Raw genomic sequence first — 20448 nt, forward strand, 5'->3', positions numbered from 1 at the left:
CATCACGCGTCCCCAAAACATCGCTTCAGCAGGCCAAAGACCACTGAAAACTCCGGGAAAACAGCCGTTTATGGACGCGCACTAGACTAGACCGGTGAGCTCGCGGCCATCAACGGCGCTCCTTCAATTCAAATGACTCTATGGATCAACCGTTTGGTTTTGCTTGCCGGCCCGAACGGCATTAAGCAGTCGCCGCAGTCGATCCCTCACCCGAATTCATCGCGGCCTCCGGAAATGCACAGCCTCAAGCGGTTCATCCCCGCCTCTTTCGTCGTCCTGTGGGCGACCGGCTTCATCGGCGCGCGCTATGCCATGCCGTGGGCGGAGCCCTTTACGTTCCTGGCCGCGCGCTTTGTCCTGGCCGCAATCCTGCTTGTCGCTTTGATGGCCGCACTTGGTTCGAGCCGCGCCACCCGCGATGAGGCGCTGCACGCGACCGGTGCCGGCATCCTGATGCATGGCATCTATCTCGGCGGCGTGTTCTGGGCAATCCACCGGGGCATGCCCGCCGGACTTTCAGCCCTGATCGTCGGCCTGCAGCCGCTGATCACGGCAGTGCTCGCCGGCCGGCTTCTCGGCGAGGCCATCCTGCCGCGCCACTGGGCCGGTCTCGGCCTCGGGTTGATCGGCGTGGTGATCGTGCTCTGGCCGAAGCTCGGCGCGCTCGGCGGCGGCGTGACGGCCGAGACACTGGGCGCCTCGCTGGTCTCGGTACTCGGCATGAGCGCCGGCACCATCTGGCAGAAGCGCTTTGCTTCCGGCGGCGATCTGGTGGCTGCCACGTTCTGGCAATATGTCGGCGGCGCATCGGTGATGGCTCTGGCCTCGCTCGCCTTCGAGACCCGAACGGTCCTCGTCAACGGCGAACTGATCTTCGCCATGGCCTGGCTCGTGCTGGTGCTGTCGATCGGCGCCATCTTCCTGTTGATGGTGATGATCCGCGACGGCGAAATGTCGAAGGTCGCCTCGCTGTTTTACCTCGTCCCGGCTGTCACCGCGGTCATCGCCTGGGCATTGTTCGGTGAGCACTTGAGCCCGCTCCAGATCGCCGGCATGGCGATCGCGACGCTCGGCGTCGGGCTGGCGACGGCTCAGCCGCCGACGCGGGCACGCGCCTCTAAATAGCGGCTGATCGCGGCGTTGAGCTCGCCACCGAGGATGAAGATCGCTGAGACGATATAGAGGAACACGACGGCGATCATGATCGAGGCGAGGCCGGCATAGGTCGTCACATAGGACGAGAAATGATCGAGATAGGCGGCGAAGATGGTCGACCCGATGAGCCAGCCGACCAGCGTGAAGATGATGCCAGGCACGATCGAAACGAGGCGGCGCTTGCCGGCCGGCAACCAGAAATGCACGGCGAACAGGCCGCCGATGATGACTACAGAGGCGATGACGTAACGCCACAGCGTGATCGTGCCCATATAGGGTTTTATCCATTCGAAATGCGACTCGGCCAGCCGTGCCAGCAATGGCGCGAAGACCAGCAGCACGCTGATGGCCAAAAACCCGGCCGTCGCGATCAGCACGAAGATGATGCTCTGCACCCGCCGATAGATGATGCCGCGCGTTTCCGAGACACGATAGGCCCGGTTGAGCGAGGTGCGCAGCGCCTCGATGCCGTTCGAGGCGAAATATCCGGCAAGCACGATACCGTAGGTCAACAGGTCACTGCGCCGGACGGTAAGCACGTTGAGCACCTCGCGCGCGATCGGTTTGGCGATCTGCTCGGGCCATGTGTCGAACACAAGGTGCACGGCGGTGTCGGCGAAAGCCTGCGCGCCGAAAAAACTCGCCAGCGTCGTGGCGAAGATCAGGAAAGGAAAAAGCGCCATCAGCGCGGTGATCGCCAGATGGCTGGCCATTGCCCAGCCGTCGTCGGTGTTGAAATGGCCGAGCGCGTCGTAGAGGACGCGTTTGAGGGCTACGATCTTCCGCAACAAGAACCGCGTTCCCTTCGATTGTCCCGACGCCGCGAATATGGGAAGGGTTTGCGGTAAATGACAACCCTAGGTCAAACCACCATTCCTCCCGGTGAAGAGTTGCGCACCATCATTGTCACAGGTGCCTCTTCCGGTATAGGCGCCTATTGCGCCCATGCTCTTAAGAAGGAAGGCTGGCGGGTGTTCGCGACGGCCCGAAAGCCTGAAGATATCGCTGCGCTCGAGGCCGACGGCATCGAGGCCTTTTATCTGGACTACACCGAGCCCGGATCGATCGAGGCGCTGGTGGCGTCGGTGCTGGAACGGACCGGCGGCCGGCTCGATGCGCTCTTCAACAATGGCGCCTACGGACAGCCCGGCGCCGTCGAGGACCTGCCGGTCGAGGCTTTACGGCAGCAGTTCGAGGCCAATGTCTTTGGCTGGCATGACCTCACTCGCCGTGTCGTACCGGTGATGCGCCGCCAAGGCCATGGTCGTCTCGTTCATTGCTCGTCGATCCTCGGCCTGGCGCCGGTGCCTTTTCGCGGCGCCTACTCGGCATCGAAGCACGCTATCGAAGGGCTGATGCTGTCCCTCTACCAAGAACTCCTCGGCAGCGGAATCCATGTTTCGCTGATCGAGCCCGGGCCGGTGAAATCGAAGATCGCCAGCAACAGCCTTGCGTGGTTCCTGGCGAATATCGATCACGAGAAGTCCGTTCATCGCCTCGCCTATGCGGCGCAACTCAAACGGCTGCGGGCCGGCGGCAGCACATCGCGGCTGAAGCCCGGGCCGGAGGTGGTTTATGCCGCCTTGCACCATGCGCTTCTGTCGCGGCGCCCACGCCCGCATTATGTGGTAACAGTGCCGGCCAGGATCGGCGCGATCCTTAAACGCATCCTGCCGTCATCGGTACTCTACCGTCTGCTCGCCAAACGCGCCTGAACGCAATCCAACCTGGAACACACCATGGCAACCGTCTTCAACATCCTCGCCGTTCTCGTCATGGTCGCCGTGGTGATCGTGCTGATCCGCGGCCTCATCAACATGATGCGCGGCGGCTCCAGCATGACCTCCAACAAGCTGATGCAGACGCGCGTGCTGTTGCAGTTCGTGGCCTTGGTGCTGATCATGCTGGCGGTGTATTTCACTCGTAAGTGACGCAGCAGCCACCAGCCGGGAGGTAACCCGTGGTCAAGCTCAACAAGATCTACACCCGCACTGGCGACGATGGCACCACAGGCCTCGGCTCTGGCGAGCGGCGGCTGAAATCCGACCTTCGCATCGACGCCTACGGCACGGTCGACGAGGCCAATGCCTGCATCGGCATGGCCCGCATTCATACCGCGGCAGTAAATCCGGCGATCGATGCGATGCTCGGCCGCATCCAGAACGACCTTTTCGACCTCGGCGCCGATCTGGCAGTTCCCGATAATGGCAAGCCGCTCGACTACGAGCCGTTGCGCATCATCGCCTCGCAGACCGACCGCATCGAACAGGATATCGATCTCCTCAACAAGGACCTTGAGCCGCTCAAATCCTTCGTGCTCAACGGCGGTACGCCGGCAGCGGCTGCCCTTCACCTCGCCCGCACGGTGGCCCGCCGCGCCGAGCGCATCATGGTGGCGCTGTCGCAAGACCCGGACGAGCACGTCAACCGCGAGGCGATAAGATACATCAACCGTGTCTCGGACTTTCTGTTCGTCGCCGCACGCGCGGTCAATGACAACGGAAATGCCGACGTGCTATGGGTTCCCGGCAAGAACCGCTGAATCCGCCGGAAGCGGGAGAGGCCCGATGTTCATCCCGCTTTACGACACCAACCGGCTGCGGCACATCAAGCTGCAATATGTGACGATCAGCCTGATCGCGCTCAACGTGCTGATCTACTTTGTCACCACACTGGGCGGCGAGGATTTCGCCAACGCCGCGGTGCTGGGCCTCGGTTTCATCCCGTCGGTTGTGCATGACAGCGTCGAGCTCGCTCCGCAATTTGTCGTCATTCCGGAGAGCCTGAGCTATCTGACCTATTCCTTCCTGCACGCGGATATCTTCCACCTCGGCGGCAACATGCTGTTCCTGTGGGTGTTCGGCGACAATGTCGAGGATGCACTCGGCCATGTCCGCTACCTCGTCTTCTACCTGCTTTGCGCCATCGCCGGCGCTTTCTTCCAGGGTCTGGTTGCCTGGGATTCGCCGGTGCCGCTGATTGGCGCGTCGGGCGCCATCGCCGGTGTGGTCGCCGCCTATCTGATCCTTTATCCGCGGGTGAAGGTATGGGTGCTGGTCTTCGCGCGCATCCCGTTGCGCATCCCGGCCTTCATCCCGCTGATCCTGTGGATCCTGTTCCAGATCTTCATGTTCGCCCAGGGGGGCGAGGATCAGGTTTCCTGGGCCTGCCATATCGGCGGCATCATCGCTGGAGCCGTGCTGGTGCTTGTCTTGCGCAGCCGCGGCGTACCGCTACTCGCCGGCGCAGACGAGGAGCCGGCCGTGGTCGCCGGTCCGGTGCCCGTAGCCGTGGAGCCGGCGCCAAGCGACCCACAACCTGCGCAGCCGGCGCCGCGCTGGGGCCGGGGGACCGTTTCCGGTCCGGACTGAACCGATTTGAGTGCTTCGCCGAGGATCCGAGTGCGCCCCGGATATTGACGCGCGGGGTCGCCGCAACTACGGAAGCGCCACCCTACTGGCGTGGCGAAGACCAGAATTCCGTCCGGAATGTCGGCTTTCGACAACTCTGAAGAGGTGCACGCTGCTATAGCGCGCCCGACGAGCGTGAAGAGACTATCGTGAAAGAGGTGACAGGCAAATGAAGATCCTTGTGCCCGTGAAGCGGGTTGTGGATGCGAACGTCAAGGTCCGGGTTAAGGCGGACGGTTCGGCGGTGGAACTCGCCAACGTCAAGATGGCGATGAACCCGTTCGACGAGATCGCGGTCGAAGAGGCGATCCGGCTGAAGGAAGCTGGCAAGGCCGAAGAGATCATCGTCGTGTCGATCGGGCCGCAGCAGGCACAGGAGACCTTGCGCACGGCGCTCGCCATGGGCGCCGACCGCGCCATCCTGGTCAAGACCGACGAGCAGACTGAGCCGCTGGGCGTCGCCAAGGTGCTGAAGGGCGTCGTCGAGGCAGAACAGCCCGGCCTTGTCATTCTCGGCAAGCAGGCGATCGACGACGATTCCAACCAGACCGGCCAGATGCTGGCCGCACTTCTCGGCTGGGCGCAGGGCACCTTCGCCTCCAAGATCGTGCTCGACGGTGACAAGGCCACGGTGACGCGCGAGGTCGATGGCGGCCTGCAGACGCTGGAACTGAAGATGCCGGCGATCGTCACGGCCGATTTGCGGCTGAACCAGCCACGCTACGCGTCTCTGCCCAACATCATGAAGGCCAAGAAGAAGCCGCTCGACGAGAAGAGCCCTGCCGATTACGGCGCCGACGTCAAGCCGCGGCTTAAAGTGATCAAGACCGAGGAGCCGGGCGGCCGCAAGGCGGGCGTCAAGGTCAAGAGCGTCGCCGAACTGGTAGACAAGCTGAAGAACGAAGCCGGCGTGCTCTAAGGAAATCCGATGAGGCCGGCCTGCAAACGGCCGGTTTCTCCGCTTCCGGTGCTCACGTACTGAAGTACGCTCCGCTCCGGTTCTCGAAACCAACCGTTTTCGACTCGGCCTGACCGGATTTCAGGAGCCTCGAAGACGAAAGTCAGGAAAACATCATGGCTATTCTTCTGATTGCCGAACACGACAACGCTGCGCTTTCCGACCAGACCGCCAAGGCGCTTTCGGCGGCGCTGCAGATCGGTTCGGACGTGCATGTGCTGGTTGCCGGCAAAGGTGCCAAGCCGGCAGCGGATGCCGCCGCCAAGCTCAAGGGCGTCACCAAGGTGCTGCTCGCCGACGCCGACGAACTGACCGAGCGTCTCGCCGAACCGCTGGCGGCACTCGTCGTTTCGCTTGCTGAGCCATACGAGACGATCATCGCGCCGGCGACCTCGTCGGGCAAGAACGTCGCGCCCCGCGTGGCAGCGCTGCTCGATGTCGCCCAGATATCTGAAATCATCGAAGTCGTGTCGCCCGACACCTTCAAGCGGCCGATCTATGCCGGCAACGCCATCCAGACGGTGCAGTCCAGTGACGCCAAGAAGGTCATCACGGTGCGTACCGCTTCCTTCCAGGCAGCACCCGAGGGCGGTTCCGCGCCGGTCGAGACGGTCCAGGCGGCGGCCAATCCCGGCCTGTCGAGCTTTGTCGAGAACAAGCTCTCCGAGACCGACCGTCCGGAGCTGACCTCGGCCAAGATCATCATCTCGGGCGGCCGTGCGCTGGGCTCCTCCGAGAAGTTCCAGGAGGTCATCCTGCCGGTCGCCGACAAGCTCGGTGCGGCGGTTGGCGCATCTCGCGCCGCCGTCGATGCCGGCTATGCGCCGAACGACTGGCAGGTCGGCCAGACCGGCAAGGTGGTAGCGCCCGACCTTTATATTGCCGTCGGCATCTCCGGTGCCATCCAGCACCTTGCCGGCATGAAGGATTCGAAGGTGATCGTTGCCATCAACAAGGACGAGGAAGCGCCGATCTTCCAGGTCGCCGACTACGGTCTCGTCGGCGATCTCTTCGTCATTCTGCCGGAACTGCAAAAGGCGCTTTGACGCCTTCTGCCAAAGCGTATTAAATTCTGAGGGGTGGGGTAGACGAAGTCGCCCCGCCCTTTTAGTTTGCACTGCACAAAAAACGGGCCGCAAAGGCCTCGACGGGATCGGGTAATGAGCAAGATCGAGACGATCGGCATCATCGGCGCGGGCCAGATGGGTGGCGGCATCGCCCATGTGTCGGCGCTGGCGGGCTATAAGGTGCTGGTTTACGATATTTCGCCCGACCGCATCGAAAAGGGCATCGCTACGATCAGCGGCAACATGGCCCGTCAGGTCGGCTCCGGCAAACTCGAGGAAAAGCTGCGCAATGAGGCGATGGCGCGCATTTCGGCGGCACCGGTCATGGCCGACCTTGCGGGCGCCGATCTGGTGATCGAAGCAGCGACCGAGGACGAGACGGTCAAGCGCAAGATCTATGCCCAGCTCTGCCCGCAGCTCAACCCCGAGGCCATCCTGGCGACGAACACATCATCGATCTCGATCACACGGCTGGCTTCGCAGACCGACCGGCCGGAACGCTTCATCGGCATACATTTCATGAATCCGGTTCCGGTGATGAAACTGGTCGAACTGGTGCGCGGCATCGCCACCGAGGACCAGACCTTCGAGGCGGCAAAAACCTACGTGAAGCAGCTCGACAAGACGATCACCGTCTCGGAGGATTTCCCGGCCTTCATCGTCAACCGCATCCTGCTGCCGATGATCAACGAGGCGATCTACACGCTCTATGAAGGTGTCGGCTCGGTCGACGCCATCGATACCGCCATGAAGCTCGGCGCCAACCATCCGATGGGGCCGCTGCAGCTTGCCGATTTCATCGGGCTCGATACCTGCCTGTCGATCATGCAGGTGCTGCATGACGGGCTGTCGGATTCGAAATACCGCCCCTGCCCGCTGCTGGTCAAATATGTCGAGGCCGGCTGGCTCGGCCGCAAGACCGGGCGCGGCTTCTACGACTATCGCGGCGAGCATCCCGTTCCGACACGCTGATCGCCTCGCTACCAGCGCACATAAAGTCGTCCGCCGAGCGCCCCGAGCACGGCAAGGATGGCGACCGCGATCGTATACCAGGTGCCGACGAAAAGCGGCGAATCGTCGAAGCAATGCGCCGCATAGAAGGTCGCCGCCAGCCCGCCGGCAAGCAGGCCCGCGGCCGCACCGGCAAGCACCGGCCTTGTCGGCGCGCCATGGCGCAGCACCGCGAGAAAGACGGCAAGCGGGCCGATCCCGATCAACGGAATGAAGGTCATGCAGATGACCATGTTCGTGCCGACCAGGCGCGTGCCCCAGTCGGACGCAGGCACGGCGAAGAGTTCGAGAATCACAGCCACAATCACCAGCAGCGGCGCGGCGACCATCCAGCTCACCGCCCGGCCGGTCGATGCACCGGGCGTCGACAGCCCACGCACCAGGACAAAGGCGCTGGCGGCAAGAGCAATCGTGAAGACGAATTTGGACAGGAACCGCATCGTGTGCATGGCGATCGCAATGTCGGGGCGCGGGCCAATCGTCAGCCAGAAAACCGCGGCCGCGATCACGATGGCCACGCCGGAGGCAAGCCACCAGGCGGTGCCTAGCGGCAGCGCCTTGCTGCGGGCATCGGCGTCGAGCGCCCTGATGAAATCTTCGGTCCTCATGTTATTCCCGCCCCGCCCTGAACCGTTTGGCAATGGCGGCAAGCCCGCGGTGCAGTGACACCCGCACAGCCGTCTCGCTGATGCCGAATTTGGCCGCGGTCTCACCGATTGACCGGCCTTCGACCGATACGGCCGAGACGACGGAACGCTGTGCCGGCGACAGGCTGTCGAGCGCCCGGTTGACGTCGCGCTCGCTCACCGTCTCCGATTCCGGCTCGGCAAAGGTCTCGGCGATTTCGTCGATCTCGATCTCGATCCGCCGACCGCGCCGCCGGAACGCATCGATCAGCTTGAAGCGGGCTATTGCATAGACCCAAGGCAGCACCGGCGCATCATGGCGCCAGGTGTGTCGTTTCACATGAATGGCCAGCAAGGTTTCCTGCACGACATCCTCGGGATCCACCCCGCCCTGCACGATCTTGCGCCGGGCAAAGCCACGAACGAGCGCGGCGATCCGGTGCAGAAAGTCGGCATAGGCCCTTTCGTCTCCGGCGATCGCGGCCCGCAGCAGCCGTGAAAGCTCGGCTTCGTCCTTGCCGCTCACAAGAGTTCACTCCCCAATATTCGCGTCTCGGCGCTGATTTGTTACGGGGCCGGCGAAATAATGTCCAAGGCAAATTAGCTGAGCATCACGAAAGTTTGCTCCTTTTGAGCGATTGAGTGGGCCAGCAATGTTGACTGCACCAGTCAGGTATTGGTAGGTGCAGCGTGCCAAGCCAAAGACCATCGAAATCGAGGACGACGCCATGAAATATGCTCTTTCCGCCCTTGCCGGTGCGACAGCACTTGCAATCAGCCTGATCGCCGGCCCGGCAATAGCAGAGGACGAGGGCATCGTCGTCTACAACGCCCAGCACGAAAACCTGACCAAGGCCTGGGCGGAGGGATTCACCAAAGAAACCGGCATCAAGGTTACCGTCCGCAATGGCGGCGACAGCGATTTCTCCAATCAGATCGTTGCAGAAGGCACCGCTTCGCCCGCCGATGTATTCCTGACGGAGAATTCGCCGGCCATGGCATTAGTCGAGGCGGCCGGCCTGTTCGCACCGGTCGACACCGAGACGCTGGCCCAGGTTCCGCAGGAGTACCAGCCGGCGAGCGGCAAATGGGTCGGCGTCGCCGCGCGCAGCACCGTCTTTGCCTACAACAAGACCAAGCTGAGCGCCGACCAGCTGCCCAAATCGCTGCTCGATCTCGCCGATCCGAGCTGGAAGGGCCGCTGGGCCGCTTCGCCCTCCGGCGCCGATTTCCAGGCGATCGTCAGCGCGCTTCTGCAGCTCAAGGGTGAGGCGGCGACGGCCGAATGGCTGAAGGCGATGAAGGAGAATTTTACCGCCTATAAGGGCAACAGCACGGTGATGAAGGCGGTCAATGCCGGCGAGGTCGAAGGCGGCGTGATCTATCACTATTACTACTACGGCGATCAGGCCAAGACCGGCGAGAACAGCAAGAACGTCGAGTTGCACTATTTCAAGCATCAGGATCCCGGTGCTTTCCTCTCGATTTCCGGCGGCGGCGTGCTGGCCTCGAGCAAGCACCCGAAGGAAGCGCAGGCTTTCCTGAAATGGGTCACCGGCAATGGCGGCCAGGACGTGCTGAAAACAGGCGATTCGTTCGAATACGCAGTCGGCAAGGGCGCCGAGTCCAATCCGAAGCTGGTGCCGCTGGCCGATCTGCAGGCGCCGAAAGTCGACCCGACGACGCTGAACTCGAAAAAGGTGACCGACCTGATGACGGCGGCCGGCTTGCTTTAGCCGGCGTTCGTCCTAAAAGGGCAACCGACTGCGCTCCTGTGGGAATTCGCTTTCCACAGGAGCGCTCTGTTTTCAAGATGGCATTTGCCTATGACCACAAGCTACCCGCGAGATTATCCGCCGCCGATCGTTTCCGCCTCCGGGCGGAGCTGGCGCAACGTCTGATCTGATGCAATCCGCGATCGATCTCGCACGCCCAGGCTTGCCGGCCGACGCCACGGCCGTGCGGGCACGTCGTTGGTCGGTCTCATGGATTGCGTTGGCTGCCGTCTTTGTCTCGCTTTTCGCGCTGCTGCCGCTTGCCTTCATCGTCTGGGTGGCGGTGCAGACCGGCTGGGAAACGGTGGCGGCGCTGGTGTTCAGGCCGCGCGTCGGCGAACTTCTGGTCAACACCAGCCTGCTGGTGGTGTTGGCGGTGCCGATCTCGATCGTGCTGTCGGTCATGCTGGCCTGGCTGACCGAGCGCAGCGATCTGCCGGGTGCCCGCCTATGGGCCTGGCTGTCGGTGGCGCCGCTCGCCATTCCGGCCTTCGTCCACAGTTACGCCTGGGTCACCATGGTGCCCAGACTGCACGGCCTGTGGGCCGGCGTGCTTGTGTCGGTCATCGCCTATTTCCCCTTCCTTTATCTGCCGGTGGCGGCGGCATTGCGCCGGCTCGATCCCGCTCTCGAGGATGCAGCGGCAGCCCTTGGTCTCGGCCCGTGGCGTGTGTTCAGGCGTGTCGTGCTGCCGCAGCTCCGGCTCGCCATTTGCGGCGGCTCCCTGCTGGTCGGCCTGCATCTCCTGGCCGAATACGGGCTCTATGTCTTCATCCGCTTCGACACCTTCACCACCGCGATCGTCGACCAGTTCCAGTCGACCTTCAACGGTCCCGCCGCCAACATGCTGGCCGGCGTGCTGGTGACCTGCTGCCTTGTGCTGCTCGGGCTGGAGGTGCTGGTGCGCGGCGAGGAGCGCTATGCCCGCGTCGGTTCGGGTGCTGCGCGCCAGCAGCAGCGCACGGGCCTTGGGCGCGCCACCATTCCTTGCCTGCTGCTGCCTGCCATTACCACGCTGCTGGCGCTCGGCGTGCCGTTCGCCACTATCGGCCGCTGGCTCATGGCCGGCGGCGCCGATGTCTGGCGGCTCGACGAGATCGGCCTGGCGCTTGGCCAAACGCTGTTCCTAGCAATTGCCGGCGCGCTGCTCGCCACCGTCGCGGCAATGCCGATGGCGTGGATTTCGATCCGCGCGCCGGGGCGGCTGCAACGCGTCCTGGAGGGCTGCAACTATATCGTCGGCGCGTTGCCCGGCGTTGTCATCGCCCTGGCGCTGGTCACCATCGCCGTGCGTATCGCCATGCCGCTCTACCAGACCCTGTTCACCATCCTGGTCGCCTATGCGCTGATGTTCCTGCCGCGCGCCCTGATTAGCCTCAGGGCGTCGATCGCACAGGCGCCGGTCGAGCTCGAACGCGCCGCCTCCAGCCTCGGCCGGTCGCCGCTCAAGGCGCTGTGGTCGACGACCATCCGCCTGTCGGCGCCGGGCGCCGCAGCCGGCATGGCGTTGGTCGCGCTGGGTATCATGAACGAATTGACCGCAACCCAGATGCTGGCGCCCAACGGCACCCGCACGCTGGCCATGGCGTTCTGGTCCTATAGCGGCGAGATCGACTATGCGTCGGCGGCGCCTTATGCCCTGATCATGGTGGCGATGTCGCTGCCTTTGACCTGGTTGCTCTACGTCCAGTCGAAGCGGATGGCCGGGCGATGAGCTTTCTCGAGCTGAGCGGCATCCACAAGCACTACGGGCCGGTCGCAGCACTTGCCGGCGTCGACCTCAGCGTGGCCAGCGGCAGCCGTACGGCTGTCGTCGGGCCGTCCGGTTGCGGCAAGACCAGCTTGCTGCGGCTGATCGCCGGCTTCGAGGCGCCGGACCAGGGCCGCATCGTGCTTGATGGCGAGGTGCTGGCCGATGGCGACACGGCCGTGCCGGCGCATCGCCGCGGCATCGGGCTGGTGGCGCAGGACGGCGCTCTATTCCCGCATCTGAGCATCGCCGCCAATATCGGCTTCGGCATGGGGCGTCACGAGGAAAAGCGCAGTGAGCGCATCGCCGAGCTCGCCTATGTCGTCGGGCTGGACAAAGGTATCCTGAAGCGCCGTCCGCACGAACTCTCCGGTGGCCAGCAGCAGCGCGTCGCGCTCGCCCGCGCCATGGCCATGAAGCCGCGGCTGATGCTGCTCGACGAGCCGTTCTCGGCGCTCGACACCGGCCTGCGCGCCTCGATGCGCAAGGCCGTGGCCGAGCTCCTTGAAACCGCCGGCATCACCACCATCCTGGTCACCCACGACCAGGCCGAGGCGCTGTCATTCGCCAGCCAGGTCGCGGTGATGCGCGACGGCAAATTCTCGCAGGTCGGCACGCCGCGCGAGCTCTATTTCAAGCCGAAGGACAGGATGGTCGCCGAGTTCCTTGGCGACGCCATCGTCCTGCCGGCAAGGATCGCCGATGGCTTCGCAATCTCGCCGCTCGGCCGCATCGCTGTCGACAGCTCGGAGCGGCGCGACGTCGCTCGCATCATGCTGCGGCCGGAGCAGGTGTTGCTGAAACGCACATCGCGTGAAGGCATGTCCGGCACGCCGGACATGCTGTTCGGCGAGGTGACGGAATCGGAGTTCGCCGGCTCGATGTGCACCATCGCGGTGCGTCTGTTGAACAGCCCCGATCCGCCCGACGCCGCCGCCATCGGCAATACGCCGTTGATCCTGCGCAAGCCGGGCATGGACGCGCCGGCGATCGGCGAGATCGTCCGGCTGACCGTGTCGGGCAAGGCGCATGTGTTTGCCTGAACGGTTTTGCGCAAGGCCGACTTCAATCGACCCGTTTGCCCGCCTGATCGAACCAATGCAGCTTTTCGGACCTAGCCACGACGCGCAATTGGTCGCCTGGCTTGGCGCTAGCGCGGCCTGAGACGCGCACCACGATGCGGCTGCCGGCTGCCACGCAATGGAGAAAGCTTTCGGCACCGACCGGTTCGACCGCTTCCACTGTTGCCGGCAGCGCGAGCGCGCCGGCCGGCGCCTCTGCCGCGAAGGTGATGTCGGCGTCCTCCGGACGAAAGCCTAGTGTCACTGCCTTGCCCTGTCGAGGCGCCAAGCCAATCACAGTGCCGTCCGCCAATACCGAGCTTGGGGAGGCCCCTGTGAGCGCCAGCAGATTCATCGGCGGTGCGCCTATGAACGAAGCGACGAAGGTCGAGGCCGGTTTCTCGTACACATCAAGCGGCGCGCCGGTCTGCTCGACCAGGCCGGCGTTCATGACGACGAGGATGTCGGCCAGCGTCATCGCCTCAAGCTGGTCGTGCGTGACATAAACCGAGGTGACGCCAAGCGAGCGCTGCAGATTCTTGATCTCGATGCGCATCTGCCCGCGCAATTTCGCATCGAGGTTGGACAGCGGTTCGTCGAACAGGAAGACCTTCGGGTTGCGTACGATGGCGCGACCCATGGCGACGCGCTGGCGCTGACCGCCGGAAAGCTCGCGCGGGCGCCGGTCGAGCAGCGCCGAAAGCTCCAGCACCTTGGCAGTCGAGCGTACCCTGCTGTCGATCTCGTCATTCGGCGTGCCGCGGTTGCGCAGGCCATAGGCCATGTTGTCATAGACCTTCATATGTGGGTAGAGCGCGTAGTTCTGGAACACCATGGCGATGTCGCGCTCGGTCGGGCCAATGGCGTTGACCACCTTGCCGTCGATGGCGACAGTACCGGCAGAAATCGTCTCCAGCCCGGCGATCATCCTCAGCAGCGTAGACTTGCCGCAGCCGGAGGGGCCGACCAGCACGCAAAGCTCCTTGTCGGGAATGGCGATGGAAACGCCCTTCACGGCCTCGACACCGCTGGGATAGATTTTCCTGACATCCTTCAGATCCACGGTCGCCATCGGCTTCTCACTTTTCGGATTCGACCAGACCGCGCACGAACCAGCGTTGCATCAGCACGACCACCAGGATCGGCGGCACGATGGCCAGCATTGCCGTGACCATCACCAGGTGCCATTGGGTGTCGGCATCGGCGAAGGAAACCATCTTTCTCAGCGCGATGACGATGGTGTTCATGTCGTTGCTGTTGGTGACGAGCAGCGGCCAAAGATACTGCGTCCAGCCATAGATGAAGAGGATCACGAACAGCGCGGCGATGTTTGTCCGCGACAGCGGCACCAGAATATCGAAAAAGAAGCGCCATGGCCCGGCACCGTCGACACGCGCCGCCTCGACCAATTCGCCCGGTATGGTCATGAAGAACTGGCGAAACAGCAGCGTTGCGGTGGCCGAGGCGATCAGCGGGACGATCAGGCCGGCATAGGTGTCGATCATGCCGAGATCGACCATCACCTTGTAGGTCGGCAGGATGCGCACCTCGACTGGAAGCATCAAGGTGATGAAGATCAGCCAGAAGAAGGTCATGCGCAGCGGAAAGCGAAAGAACACAATCGCGTAGGCCGACAGGATCGAGATGAAGATCTTTCCCACCGCAACGCCGAGCGCCATGATCGTGGTGTTGAGGAGCAGCCTGCCGACGCTGACCCCGCCGATACGACCGATGCCGCCGAACAGCGCCTCGCTGTAATTGTTCCATAGCTGGTCGCCGGGCAAGAGCGGCAGGGGCGGCCTGAGGATCGTTTGCAGCGTGTGCGTCGAGGCAACGAAGGTGTAGTAGATCGGAAAAGCCACGATCAATATGCCGAGGATGAGCACGGCATGGGCGATGAAGGTGCGGAGCGGGGACTGGCCGATCATCGCTGCCCTCAGCCGTAATGGACTTTGCGTTCCACATAGCGGAACTGGATCGCTGTGAGCGCAATGACGATGGCCATCAGGATGACCGACTGCGCCGCCGAATCGCCCAGGATCAGATTGACGAAGCCGTCATTGTAGACCTTGTAGACCAGCGTCTCGGTCGTCTTGCCCGGCCCGCCGCCGGTGACGGCATGAACGATGCCGAACGTGTCGAACAGGGCATAGACGGTGTTGACGACCAGCAGGAAAAAGGTTGTCGGCGCAAGCAGCGGGAAGACGATGGTCCAGAAGCGCTTGGTTTCGCCGGCGCCGTCCATGGCCGCCGCTTCGATCAGCGTTTTCGGCACCGCCTGCAGGCCGGCGACGAAGAACAGGAAGTTGTAGCTGATCTGCTTCCAGGCAGCAGCCGACACCAGCAGGATCATGGCGTGGGTGCCGTTGAGCAGCGGGTCCCATACGATGCCGAGGCTTCTCAGCAAATAGGCCAACGAGCCGATCGAGGGATTGAACAGGAAAAGCCAAAGCATGCCGGCAATCGCCGGCGCCACGGCGTAAGGCCATATCAACAGTGTGCGGTAGAGGCCTTTGCCGCGCACGGCCTTCTCGGCCATGACCGCGAGCAGCAGGGCCACAACCATGGCAACGATCGCGGTCGCAAGAGAGAACACTACGGTGACCTTGATCGAGTTGAGGTAGGCCGGATCGGCCAGCACCTTCCGGAAATTGGCAAACCAGACGAACCTGCTCTTCAGCCCGAACGGGTCTTGCCTGAGCATCGACTGGTAAAGCGCCTGACCGGCCGGCCAGTAGAAGAAAACCAGGGTGATGGCGAGTTGTGGCGCCACCAGCAGGTAGGGCAGGATCTTGTTGGGAAAGACGACGCGTGGAGACAGGCTGATTTCCCTCGCTATCCAGGTATCGCCCACGCCGGCTCGCGTGGGCGATATTCCAACCGACTAACCGAGATAATCCCGTCAGTTCTCCAGCGCTTCCTTGATCGCCGCGTTGCCGCGCGCAACCGCATTGTCGAGTGCCTGCTGGGCGGTTTGCTGGCCGGCCAGCATCTTCTCCAGCTCCTCGTTCTGGATATCGCGCACCTGCGGCAGATTCGGCAGGCGCACGCCCTTCGAATTGTCGGTCGGCGACTTGCCGATCATCTGCAGGATGGGTGTCTCGCGGCCGGGGTTCTTGTCATAGAAGCCTGATTTCTTCGTCGCCTCATACGCGGCGAGCGTCACAGGCAGGTATCCCGACTTCTGGTGCAGATATTCCTGCACATCGGTCTTGGACAGATAGGCAAAGAAGGCGGCGACACCCTTGTATTCCTCGTCCGACTTGTTGCCGAACACCCACAGGCTGGCACCGCCCGGCGTCGTGTTCTGCGGGGCACCCTTGGCGTCACTGTCGTAAGGAAGCTGGCCGATGCCATAGTTCATGCCGGACTTGACGATATCGCCGAGGCCGCCCGACGATTCGGTGAAGATGCCGCATTCGCCGGCGAGGAATATCTGCTTGGCTTCGGAGGTGCGCCCGCCATATTTGAATGTGCCGTCCTTGGCCAGGTCAGCGAGCGCCTGGAAGTGGTTGACGAAAATCGGCGCATTGATCTTGAGTTCGACATCACCGCCGGCCAGGCCATTCTGCTGGGTGGCCCAAGGCACGTCATTCCACGCCGCGAAATTCTCCAGGTGGATCCAGGTCAGCCAGGTCGAGGTATAGCCGCAAGGGGCGGCGCCGCTCGTCTTGATCTTCTTGGCAGCTTCCCACACCTCGTTCCACGTCTTGGGCGGATTGTTCACGTCGAGGCCTGCCTTCTGGAAGATGTCCTTGTTGTAGTAGAGGATCGGCGAGGAAGAGTTGTAGGGGAACGATAGCATGGTGCCGTCCGGCTTCGAATAATAGCCGACGATGCCGGGCAGATACTGGCTCTTGTCGAAAGTCATCCCGGCGCCGGTCATCACATCGGCCACCGGCTTTATCGCACCCTCGGCCGCCATCATCACGCCGGTGCCGACGTCGAACACCTGGAGGATATCGGGCGCTTGCCCGGCACGAAAGGCAGCGATGCCGGCATTCAGCGTCTCCGGATAGGTGCCCTTGAACACCGGAACGAGCTCATAGTCGCTCTGGCTGGCGTTGAAATCCTTGGAGATCTTGGCGACGACCTCGGCGTTGGCGCCGGTCATGGCGTGCCACCAGCTGATCTGCGTGACGGCGAAGGCGGAGGTGGTGGAAAGCAGGGTCACGGTGGCGGCGATACCGGCCGCAAAGCCGAAGAACTTCATGTTTCATCTCCCGTTTGTCATTGGCGAAAGGGGCACTTCCGCAAAGCCAATATGTGGCGCTGATGACAATCGGACAACGGTTTTATTGCGGATCAATGAACATCATTCCTTCCTAAAGTGCACTCGCTACCGAACCGGGCGCAAGAAATCACATCACCGTCTTTTCGGCGCAGCGGCGTCGGTTTTCCCCCGAAAAGACCCGCCTCATGGCCCGCGGGTTAACCATTCGTTAAAATCTCCAAGAACTAATCAGTCACACCTCCCCTGTTAGTTTTGGCAGACCGAGTGAACCAGGATGCTGACGGTCTATAATTGTATTGTAAGTCAGCACGATCCGAGACTGGTTGCGCTTGCCGCACTCGTCTGTGGAATTTCTTGCTTCTCAGCGGTTAATCTCCTTAAGCATGTCGGCCGATCGACCGAGCGAAACCGGCTTGTCTGGCTGATGATCGCCGCAGCCTCGACCGGGTTCGGCATATGGGCGACGCATTTCATCGCCATGACCGCGTTTACGCCGGGAATACCGAACGCATACAATCCGGGATTATCCGCCTTTTCGCTTGCCGCCGCCGTTATCATGACCGCGCTTGGGATGTGGGTCGCCACCTTGCGCCGCGGCATCGACCATTTCCTCGCCGGTGGCGCCATTCTGGGCGGCGCCATCGCGACGATGCACTACATCGGCATGGCAGCTTTCGAGGTCGAAGGCCGGGTCGTATGGAACCTGCTCCTTGTCGCGATATCGCTTCTGGCCGGCGTGACCCTCGCGGCACTGGCGCTCCTTGTCGTCTTGCGCCGTCCGTCAGCGCTCGCGACTTTCGGCGGCGCCGCGCTTTTAACGCTGGCGATTTGCAGCTTGCATTTCATCGCGATGGCCGCGGTGTCGATCATTCCGGATTCCTCGATTGAAATATCCGAACATTCCATCGAGCCCATTTCCCAGGCCTTTGCCGCAGCGGTCGCCAGCCTGATAATCCTTGTGCTATCGGGTGCCGCGCTATGGATCGACCTGCGCTTTCGCCGCCAGAAGCTCGAGGCCGATCGCATGCACGATCTCGCCAATGCGGCGGTGGAAGGTCTGATCGTTTGCGATGGCACCCGCATTGTCAGCGCCAATGACAGTATGGCGAAGCTGACCGGAACAGCGACAGCCACCCTGAACACGATGCAATTCGGCGAGCTTTTCGACGGACAGAGCGCAGCCGATATGTCCGGCTTCGGCGAACAGGCGCAGGAAGCGAAGTTAAGGGGCAGCGACGGGGCGAGAATTCCTGTCGAGCTGATCGCCAGGAAAATCACCTACTGCGGCAGGCCTCATACGGTGCTTGCCGTTCGCGACATCCGTGAGCGCAAGAAGGCAGAACAAGAGATCCTCCGCCTCGCGCATTTCGATCCGCTTACCGGGCTTGCCAATCGGCGGAGCTTTTCTTCCCGGCTGGAAGCAGAATTCGCCTCGATGGATCGTGGCGGCAAGGATGGACATCTGGCGCTCCTGCTGCTTGACCTTGACCGGTTCAAGCAAGTCAACGACCTCTATGGCCACGGGGCCGGCGATGCTATGCTGCAGAAGCTGGCGCACTGCATTTCCGGCATCCCGCGCCACGGACAGATGCTCGCGCGTCTCGGCGGCGATGAATTTGCCATCATAGCTCCGAACCTCCCCGACCCCCTGGCCGCAGGCCGGATAGCCGAGGACTTGCTGGCGGCGATCCGGGAGGAAAACAGGGTTTCGGTCGGCTCCGGCCTCGTCTCGGCCAGCATCGGCATCGCCTTCTTTCCGCTGGATGCCGAAGACCAGGCCGGCCTGATCAGCCATGCCGACACGGCACTCCATCGCGCCAAAACCGAAGGCAGGGACACTTATCGGTTTTTCGAGATAGCCATGGGCACCGCGGCTCGCGACAAGCGCGTGATGGAGCATGAATTGCGCCAGGCGATCGCCCGCAAGGAGTTCCACCTCGTCTATCAGCCGCAGAAGGAGATCCGCGGCGGCAGGATGATCGGCTTCGAAGCCCTGGTCCGTTGGCAGCACCCTGAGCGGGGTGACATTTCTCCGGCCGTTTTCATCCCCGTGGCCGAGGACAGTGGCGCTATCGCGCAGATCGGCGACTGGGTGCTGACGACGGCTTGTAACGATGCTGTTCGCTGGACAAACCCGCTGATGGTCGCCGTCAACGTCTCCGCCGTGCAACTTCACAATCCGAACTTCAGCCGCAAGGTGCACGACGCATTGACGAGATCCGGCCTGGCCCCCGGCAGGCTCGAACTGGAGATCACCGAAACGGCCCTGGTGAAGGACATGCCGCGCGCGCTGGCAACCTTGAGGCAGGTCAAGGCGCTTGGCGTGCATGTGGCGATGGACGATTTTGGCACCGGCTATTCTTCGCTGTCCAACCTCAGCGCCTTTCCCTTCGACAAGATCAAGATCGACGGGTCGTTCATCAAATCGGTCGACAAGAACGCCCAGTTCGCGGCGATCGTTCGCGCCGTGCTGGGGCTTGGACGCGGTCTCGGCCTACCGGTTCTGGCAGAAGGCATCGAGACGCCGGGTGAATTGCAGTTCCTGGACGCCGAGGCTTGCGAGATCGGGCAAGGCTACTACCTCGGCAAACCGGCTCCGATCGAGACATTCGGGGAACTGACGGGCGTGGCCGCTCCGGCAATCCGCACCGCCAGCCGACGCGGCGCAAGCATTGCCGTGCTCAAGCCGCGCCTGCGCACGGTCTGAGCCTATCCCGGCTGAAGCGCCGCCTCGACCAGACGCTTGGCATCCGGCCCCGACCATTCGGCCGGGCCATTCATATGGGCGATCAGGCAGCCTTGCCCATCGATCAGCATGGTGACCGGCAGACCGAGCGCCAGGCCGCGCGTCTTGACGTCGTTGAACAGCGCCATCGTGGCATCGCGATAGTAGCCGAGCGACTTGACGCCGGTGTCCTCCAGGAACTTCTTCGGTTTGGCATCGTCGCCGGCATCGACGTTGACGGCAACAACCTGAAACGCATCGCTGCCCATCTCCTTCTGCAGCGCATCGAGCGCCGGCATTTCGGCGCGGCAAGGTGCGCACCATGTCGCCCACAGATTGAGCAGCACCGTCTTGCCGGCATGATCGGCGATCGTCGTCGGCTTGCCGTCGGGGCCGTTGAAGGCAAGGCTTTTCAGCGATTGCGGCGGATCCGCCGGCAAAAGCGCGGCAACCTGGCCGGTGGCAGCGGCGGCGATCTTCTTGGCACGGTCGGTCTTGGCGGCGCAGGCGACGTCGTCCTTGCCGCCGCCGGCGGCCACTTGCGCGGGCGCCTTGTTGCCAGAACTGCTTTCCCTGACATATACCGCGACCGCGCCGGCCAGCACGCCCGCAACCAAAGCGGCGAGGATGAGACGCAAAGCCGGGAAAAATCTATTGCCGTCTGCCATTTTTGAAA

The 20448-nt window shown here is 62.8% G+C and carries 20 protein-coding genes; 12 read left to right on the forward strand and 8 right to left on the reverse strand.

Annotated elements, in window-relative coordinates; translation table 11 throughout:
* The first annotated feature begins 234 nt into the window (after positions 1–234).
* Positions 235–1125: a DMT family transporter gene (locus tag NKI70_RS03715; protein ID WP_352570546.1), complete on the forward strand. Its 891-nt coding sequence runs from the start codon at positions 235–237 to the stop codon at positions 1123–1125.
* Here the strand turns inward: NKI70_RS03715 and NKI70_RS03720 are convergent.
* Entirely contained in the window at positions 1092–1946 is an 855-nt protein-coding gene (locus NKI70_RS03720) for a YihY/virulence factor BrkB family protein (RefSeq protein WP_031212039.1), read from the reverse strand. The two genes, NKI70_RS03715 and NKI70_RS03720, sit on opposite strands and share 34 nt — an antisense overlap.
* Before the next feature lie 57 nt (positions 1947–2003).
* On the opposite strand from NKI70_RS03720, the gene NKI70_RS03725 reads away from it, so the two are divergent.
* The 7 genes from NKI70_RS03725 (at position 2004) to NKI70_RS03755 (ending at position 7562) form a co-directional block, all read left to right on the forward strand.
* Complete coding sequence (locus NKI70_RS03725; protein ID WP_352570547.1) at positions 2004–2870, forward strand: SDR family oxidoreductase; 867 nt, start codon at positions 2004–2006, stop codon at positions 2868–2870.
* 24 nt (positions 2871–2894) lie between these two features.
* On the forward strand, positions 2895–3086 hold the full coding sequence (locus NKI70_RS03730; protein WP_023677950.1) for a twin transmembrane helix small protein: 192 nt from the start codon (positions 2895–2897) through the stop codon (positions 3084–3086).
* Positions 3087–3115: 29 nt separating this feature from the next.
* Positions 3116–3697 carry a cob(I)yrinic acid a,c-diamide adenosyltransferase gene (locus tag NKI70_RS03735; protein WP_023677949.1) on the forward strand — a complete coding sequence of 194 codons (582 nt, stop codon included), beginning with the start codon at positions 3116–3118 and terminating at the stop codon, positions 3695–3697.
* Between the two features lie 25 nt (positions 3698–3722).
* Positions 3723–4526, forward strand: a complete 804-nt coding sequence (locus NKI70_RS03740; RefSeq protein WP_352570548.1) for a rhomboid family intramembrane serine protease — start codon at positions 3723–3725, stop codon at positions 4524–4526.
* Positions 4527–4734: 208 nt separating this feature from the next.
* A complete protein-coding gene (locus tag NKI70_RS03745) occupies positions 4735–5484 on the forward strand; it encodes an electron transfer flavoprotein subunit beta/FixA family protein (RefSeq protein ID WP_023677947.1) in 750 nt (249 codons plus the stop codon).
* A 155-nt stretch (positions 5485–5639) separates the two neighbouring features.
* Positions 5640–6569 (forward strand): electron transfer flavoprotein subunit alpha/FixB family protein, encoded by a 930-nt coding sequence (locus NKI70_RS03750; RefSeq protein ID WP_023677946.1) that lies wholly within the window; start codon positions 5640–5642, stop codon positions 6567–6569.
* Positions 6570–6683: 114 nt separating this feature from the next.
* Positions 6684–7562: a 3-hydroxybutyryl-CoA dehydrogenase gene (locus tag NKI70_RS03755; protein WP_352570549.1), complete on the forward strand. Its 879-nt coding sequence runs from the start codon at positions 6684–6686 to the stop codon at positions 7560–7562.
* A gap of 8 nt (positions 7563–7570) precedes the next feature.
* Here NKI70_RS03755 and NKI70_RS03760 read toward each other — a convergent pair whose 3' ends face one another.
* Both NKI70_RS03760 and NKI70_RS03765 read right to left on the reverse strand, forming a co-directional pair.
* The gene (locus tag NKI70_RS03760; protein WP_352696763.1) at positions 7571–8209 is read right to left on the reverse strand and encodes an NrsF family protein; all 639 of its coding nucleotides are present in this window, start codon (positions 8207–8209) and stop codon (positions 7571–7573) included.
* A 1-nt stretch (position 8210) separates the two neighbouring features.
* Entirely contained in the window at positions 8211–8753 is a 543-nt protein-coding gene (locus NKI70_RS03765; RefSeq protein WP_352489432.1) for a sigma-70 family RNA polymerase sigma factor, read from the reverse strand.
* Between the two features lie 202 nt (positions 8754–8955).
* Here NKI70_RS03765 and NKI70_RS03770 point away from each other — a divergent pair, with 202 nt between their 5' ends.
* The 3 genes from NKI70_RS03770 (at position 8956) to NKI70_RS03780 (ending at position 12795) form a co-directional block, all read left to right on the forward strand.
* Entirely contained in the window at positions 8956–9963 is a 1008-nt protein-coding gene (locus tag NKI70_RS03770) for an iron ABC transporter substrate-binding protein (RefSeq protein ID WP_352697061.1), read from the forward strand.
* Between the two features lie 169 nt (positions 9964–10132).
* Complete coding sequence (locus NKI70_RS03775) at positions 10133–11716, forward strand: ABC transporter permease (RefSeq protein WP_352577202.1); 1584 nt, start codon at positions 10133–10135, stop codon at positions 11714–11716.
* On the forward strand, positions 11713–12795 hold the full coding sequence (locus tag NKI70_RS03780; RefSeq protein WP_352696764.1) for an ABC transporter ATP-binding protein: 1083 nt from the start codon (positions 11713–11715) through the stop codon (positions 12793–12795). Before NKI70_RS03775 ends, NKI70_RS03780 begins: the two co-directional genes overlap by 4 nt.
* A 22-nt stretch (positions 12796–12817) precedes the next feature.
* On the opposite strand, the gene ugpC is transcribed toward NKI70_RS03780, so the two are convergent.
* From ugpC to ugpB, 4 genes are all read right to left on the reverse strand, one after another.
* On the reverse strand, positions 12818–13885 hold the full coding sequence (ugpC, locus tag NKI70_RS03785) for a sn-glycerol-3-phosphate ABC transporter ATP-binding protein UgpC (protein WP_352452447.1): 1068 nt from the start codon (positions 13883–13885) through the stop codon (positions 12818–12820).
* A gap of 7 nt (positions 13886–13892) precedes the next feature.
* The gene (gene ugpE, locus NKI70_RS03790; RefSeq protein WP_023677937.1) at positions 13893–14741 is read right to left on the reverse strand and encodes a sn-glycerol-3-phosphate ABC transporter permease UgpE; all 849 of its coding nucleotides are present in this window, start codon (positions 14739–14741) and stop codon (positions 13893–13895) included.
* Between the two features lie 8 nt (positions 14742–14749).
* On the reverse strand, positions 14750–15634 hold the full coding sequence (ugpA, locus tag NKI70_RS03795) for a sn-glycerol-3-phosphate ABC transporter permease UgpA (RefSeq protein ID WP_023677936.1): 885 nt from the start codon (positions 15632–15634) through the stop codon (positions 14750–14752).
* 81 nt (positions 15635–15715) lie between these two features.
* The gene (gene ugpB / locus NKI70_RS03800) at positions 15716–17026 is read right to left on the reverse strand and encodes a sn-glycerol-3-phosphate ABC transporter substrate-binding protein UgpB (protein ID WP_352471403.1); all 1311 of its coding nucleotides are present in this window, start codon (positions 17024–17026) and stop codon (positions 15716–15718) included.
* 295 nt (positions 17027–17321) lie between these two features.
* On the opposite strand from ugpB, the gene NKI70_RS03805 reads away from it, so the two are divergent.
* Positions 17322–19754 (forward strand): bifunctional diguanylate cyclase/phosphodiesterase, encoded by a 2433-nt coding sequence (locus NKI70_RS03805; RefSeq protein ID WP_023677934.1) that lies wholly within the window; start codon positions 17322–17324, stop codon positions 19752–19754.
* A gap of 2 nt (positions 19755–19756) precedes the next feature.
* Here NKI70_RS03805 and tlpA read toward each other — a convergent pair whose 3' ends face one another.
* The gene (gene tlpA / locus NKI70_RS03810; RefSeq protein ID WP_023677933.1) at positions 19757–20440 is read right to left on the reverse strand and encodes a thiol:disulfide interchange protein TlpA; all 684 of its coding nucleotides are present in this window, start codon (positions 20438–20440) and stop codon (positions 19757–19759) included.
* Positions 20441–20448 lie beyond the last annotated feature (8 nt).

Source organism: Mesorhizobium sp. M0500 (genome assembly GCF_040321165.1).
Taxonomy (GTDB): Bacteria; Pseudomonadota; Alphaproteobacteria; order Rhizobiales; family Rhizobiaceae; genus Mesorhizobium.

Bases quoted from the DNA above. Each gene is read 5' to 3' on its own strand.
- NKI70_RS03715 (WP_352570546.1), top strand. From the start codon at position 235: ATGCACAGCCTCAAGCGGTTCATCCCCGCCTCTTTCGTCGTCCTGTGG.
- NKI70_RS03725 (WP_352570547.1), top strand. From the start codon at position 2,004: ATGACAACCCTAGGTCAAACCACCATTCCTCCCGGTGAAGAGTTGCGC.
- NKI70_RS03730 (WP_023677950.1), top strand. From the start codon at position 2,895: ATGGCAACCGTCTTCAACATCCTCGCCGTTCTCGTCATGGTCGCCGTG.
- NKI70_RS03740 (WP_352570548.1), top strand. From the start codon at position 3,723: ATGTTCATCCCGCTTTACGACACCAACCGGCTGCGGCACATCAAGCTG.
- NKI70_RS03745 (WP_023677947.1), top strand. From the start codon at position 4,735: ATGAAGATCCTTGTGCCCGTGAAGCGGGTTGTGGATGCGAACGTCAAG.
- NKI70_RS03750 (WP_023677946.1), top strand. From the start codon at position 5,640: ATGGCTATTCTTCTGATTGCCGAACACGACAACGCTGCGCTTTCCGAC.
- NKI70_RS03755 (WP_352570549.1), top strand. From the start codon at position 6,684: ATGAGCAAGATCGAGACGATCGGCATCATCGGCGCGGGCCAGATGGGT.
- NKI70_RS03760 (WP_352696763.1), bottom strand. From the start codon at position 8,209: ATGAGGACCGAAGATTTCATCAGGGCGCTCGACGCCGATGCCCGCAGC.
- NKI70_RS03770 (WP_352697061.1), top strand. From the start codon at position 8,956: ATGAAATATGCTCTTTCCGCCCTTGCCGGTGCGACAGCACTTGCAATC.
- NKI70_RS03775 (WP_352577202.1), top strand. From the start codon at position 10,133: ATGCAATCCGCGATCGATCTCGCACGCCCAGGCTTGCCGGCCGACGCC.
- NKI70_RS03780 (WP_352696764.1), top strand. From the start codon at position 11,713: ATGAGCTTTCTCGAGCTGAGCGGCATCCACAAGCACTACGGGCCGGTC.
- ugpC (WP_352452447.1), bottom strand. From the start codon at position 13,885: ATGGCGACCGTGGATCTGAAGGATGTCAGGAAAATCTATCCCAGCGGT.
- ugpE (WP_023677937.1), bottom strand. From the start codon at position 14,741: ATGATCGGCCAGTCCCCGCTCCGCACCTTCATCGCCCATGCCGTGCTC.
- ugpB (WP_352471403.1), bottom strand. From the start codon at position 17,026: ATGAAGTTCTTCGGCTTTGCGGCCGGTATCGCCGCCACCGTGACCCTG.
- NKI70_RS03805 (WP_023677934.1), top strand. From the start codon at position 17,322: ATGCTGACGGTCTATAATTGTATTGTAAGTCAGCACGATCCGAGACTG.
- tlpA (WP_023677933.1), bottom strand. From the start codon at position 20,440: ATGGCAGACGGCAATAGATTTTTCCCGGCTTTGCGTCTCATCCTCGCC.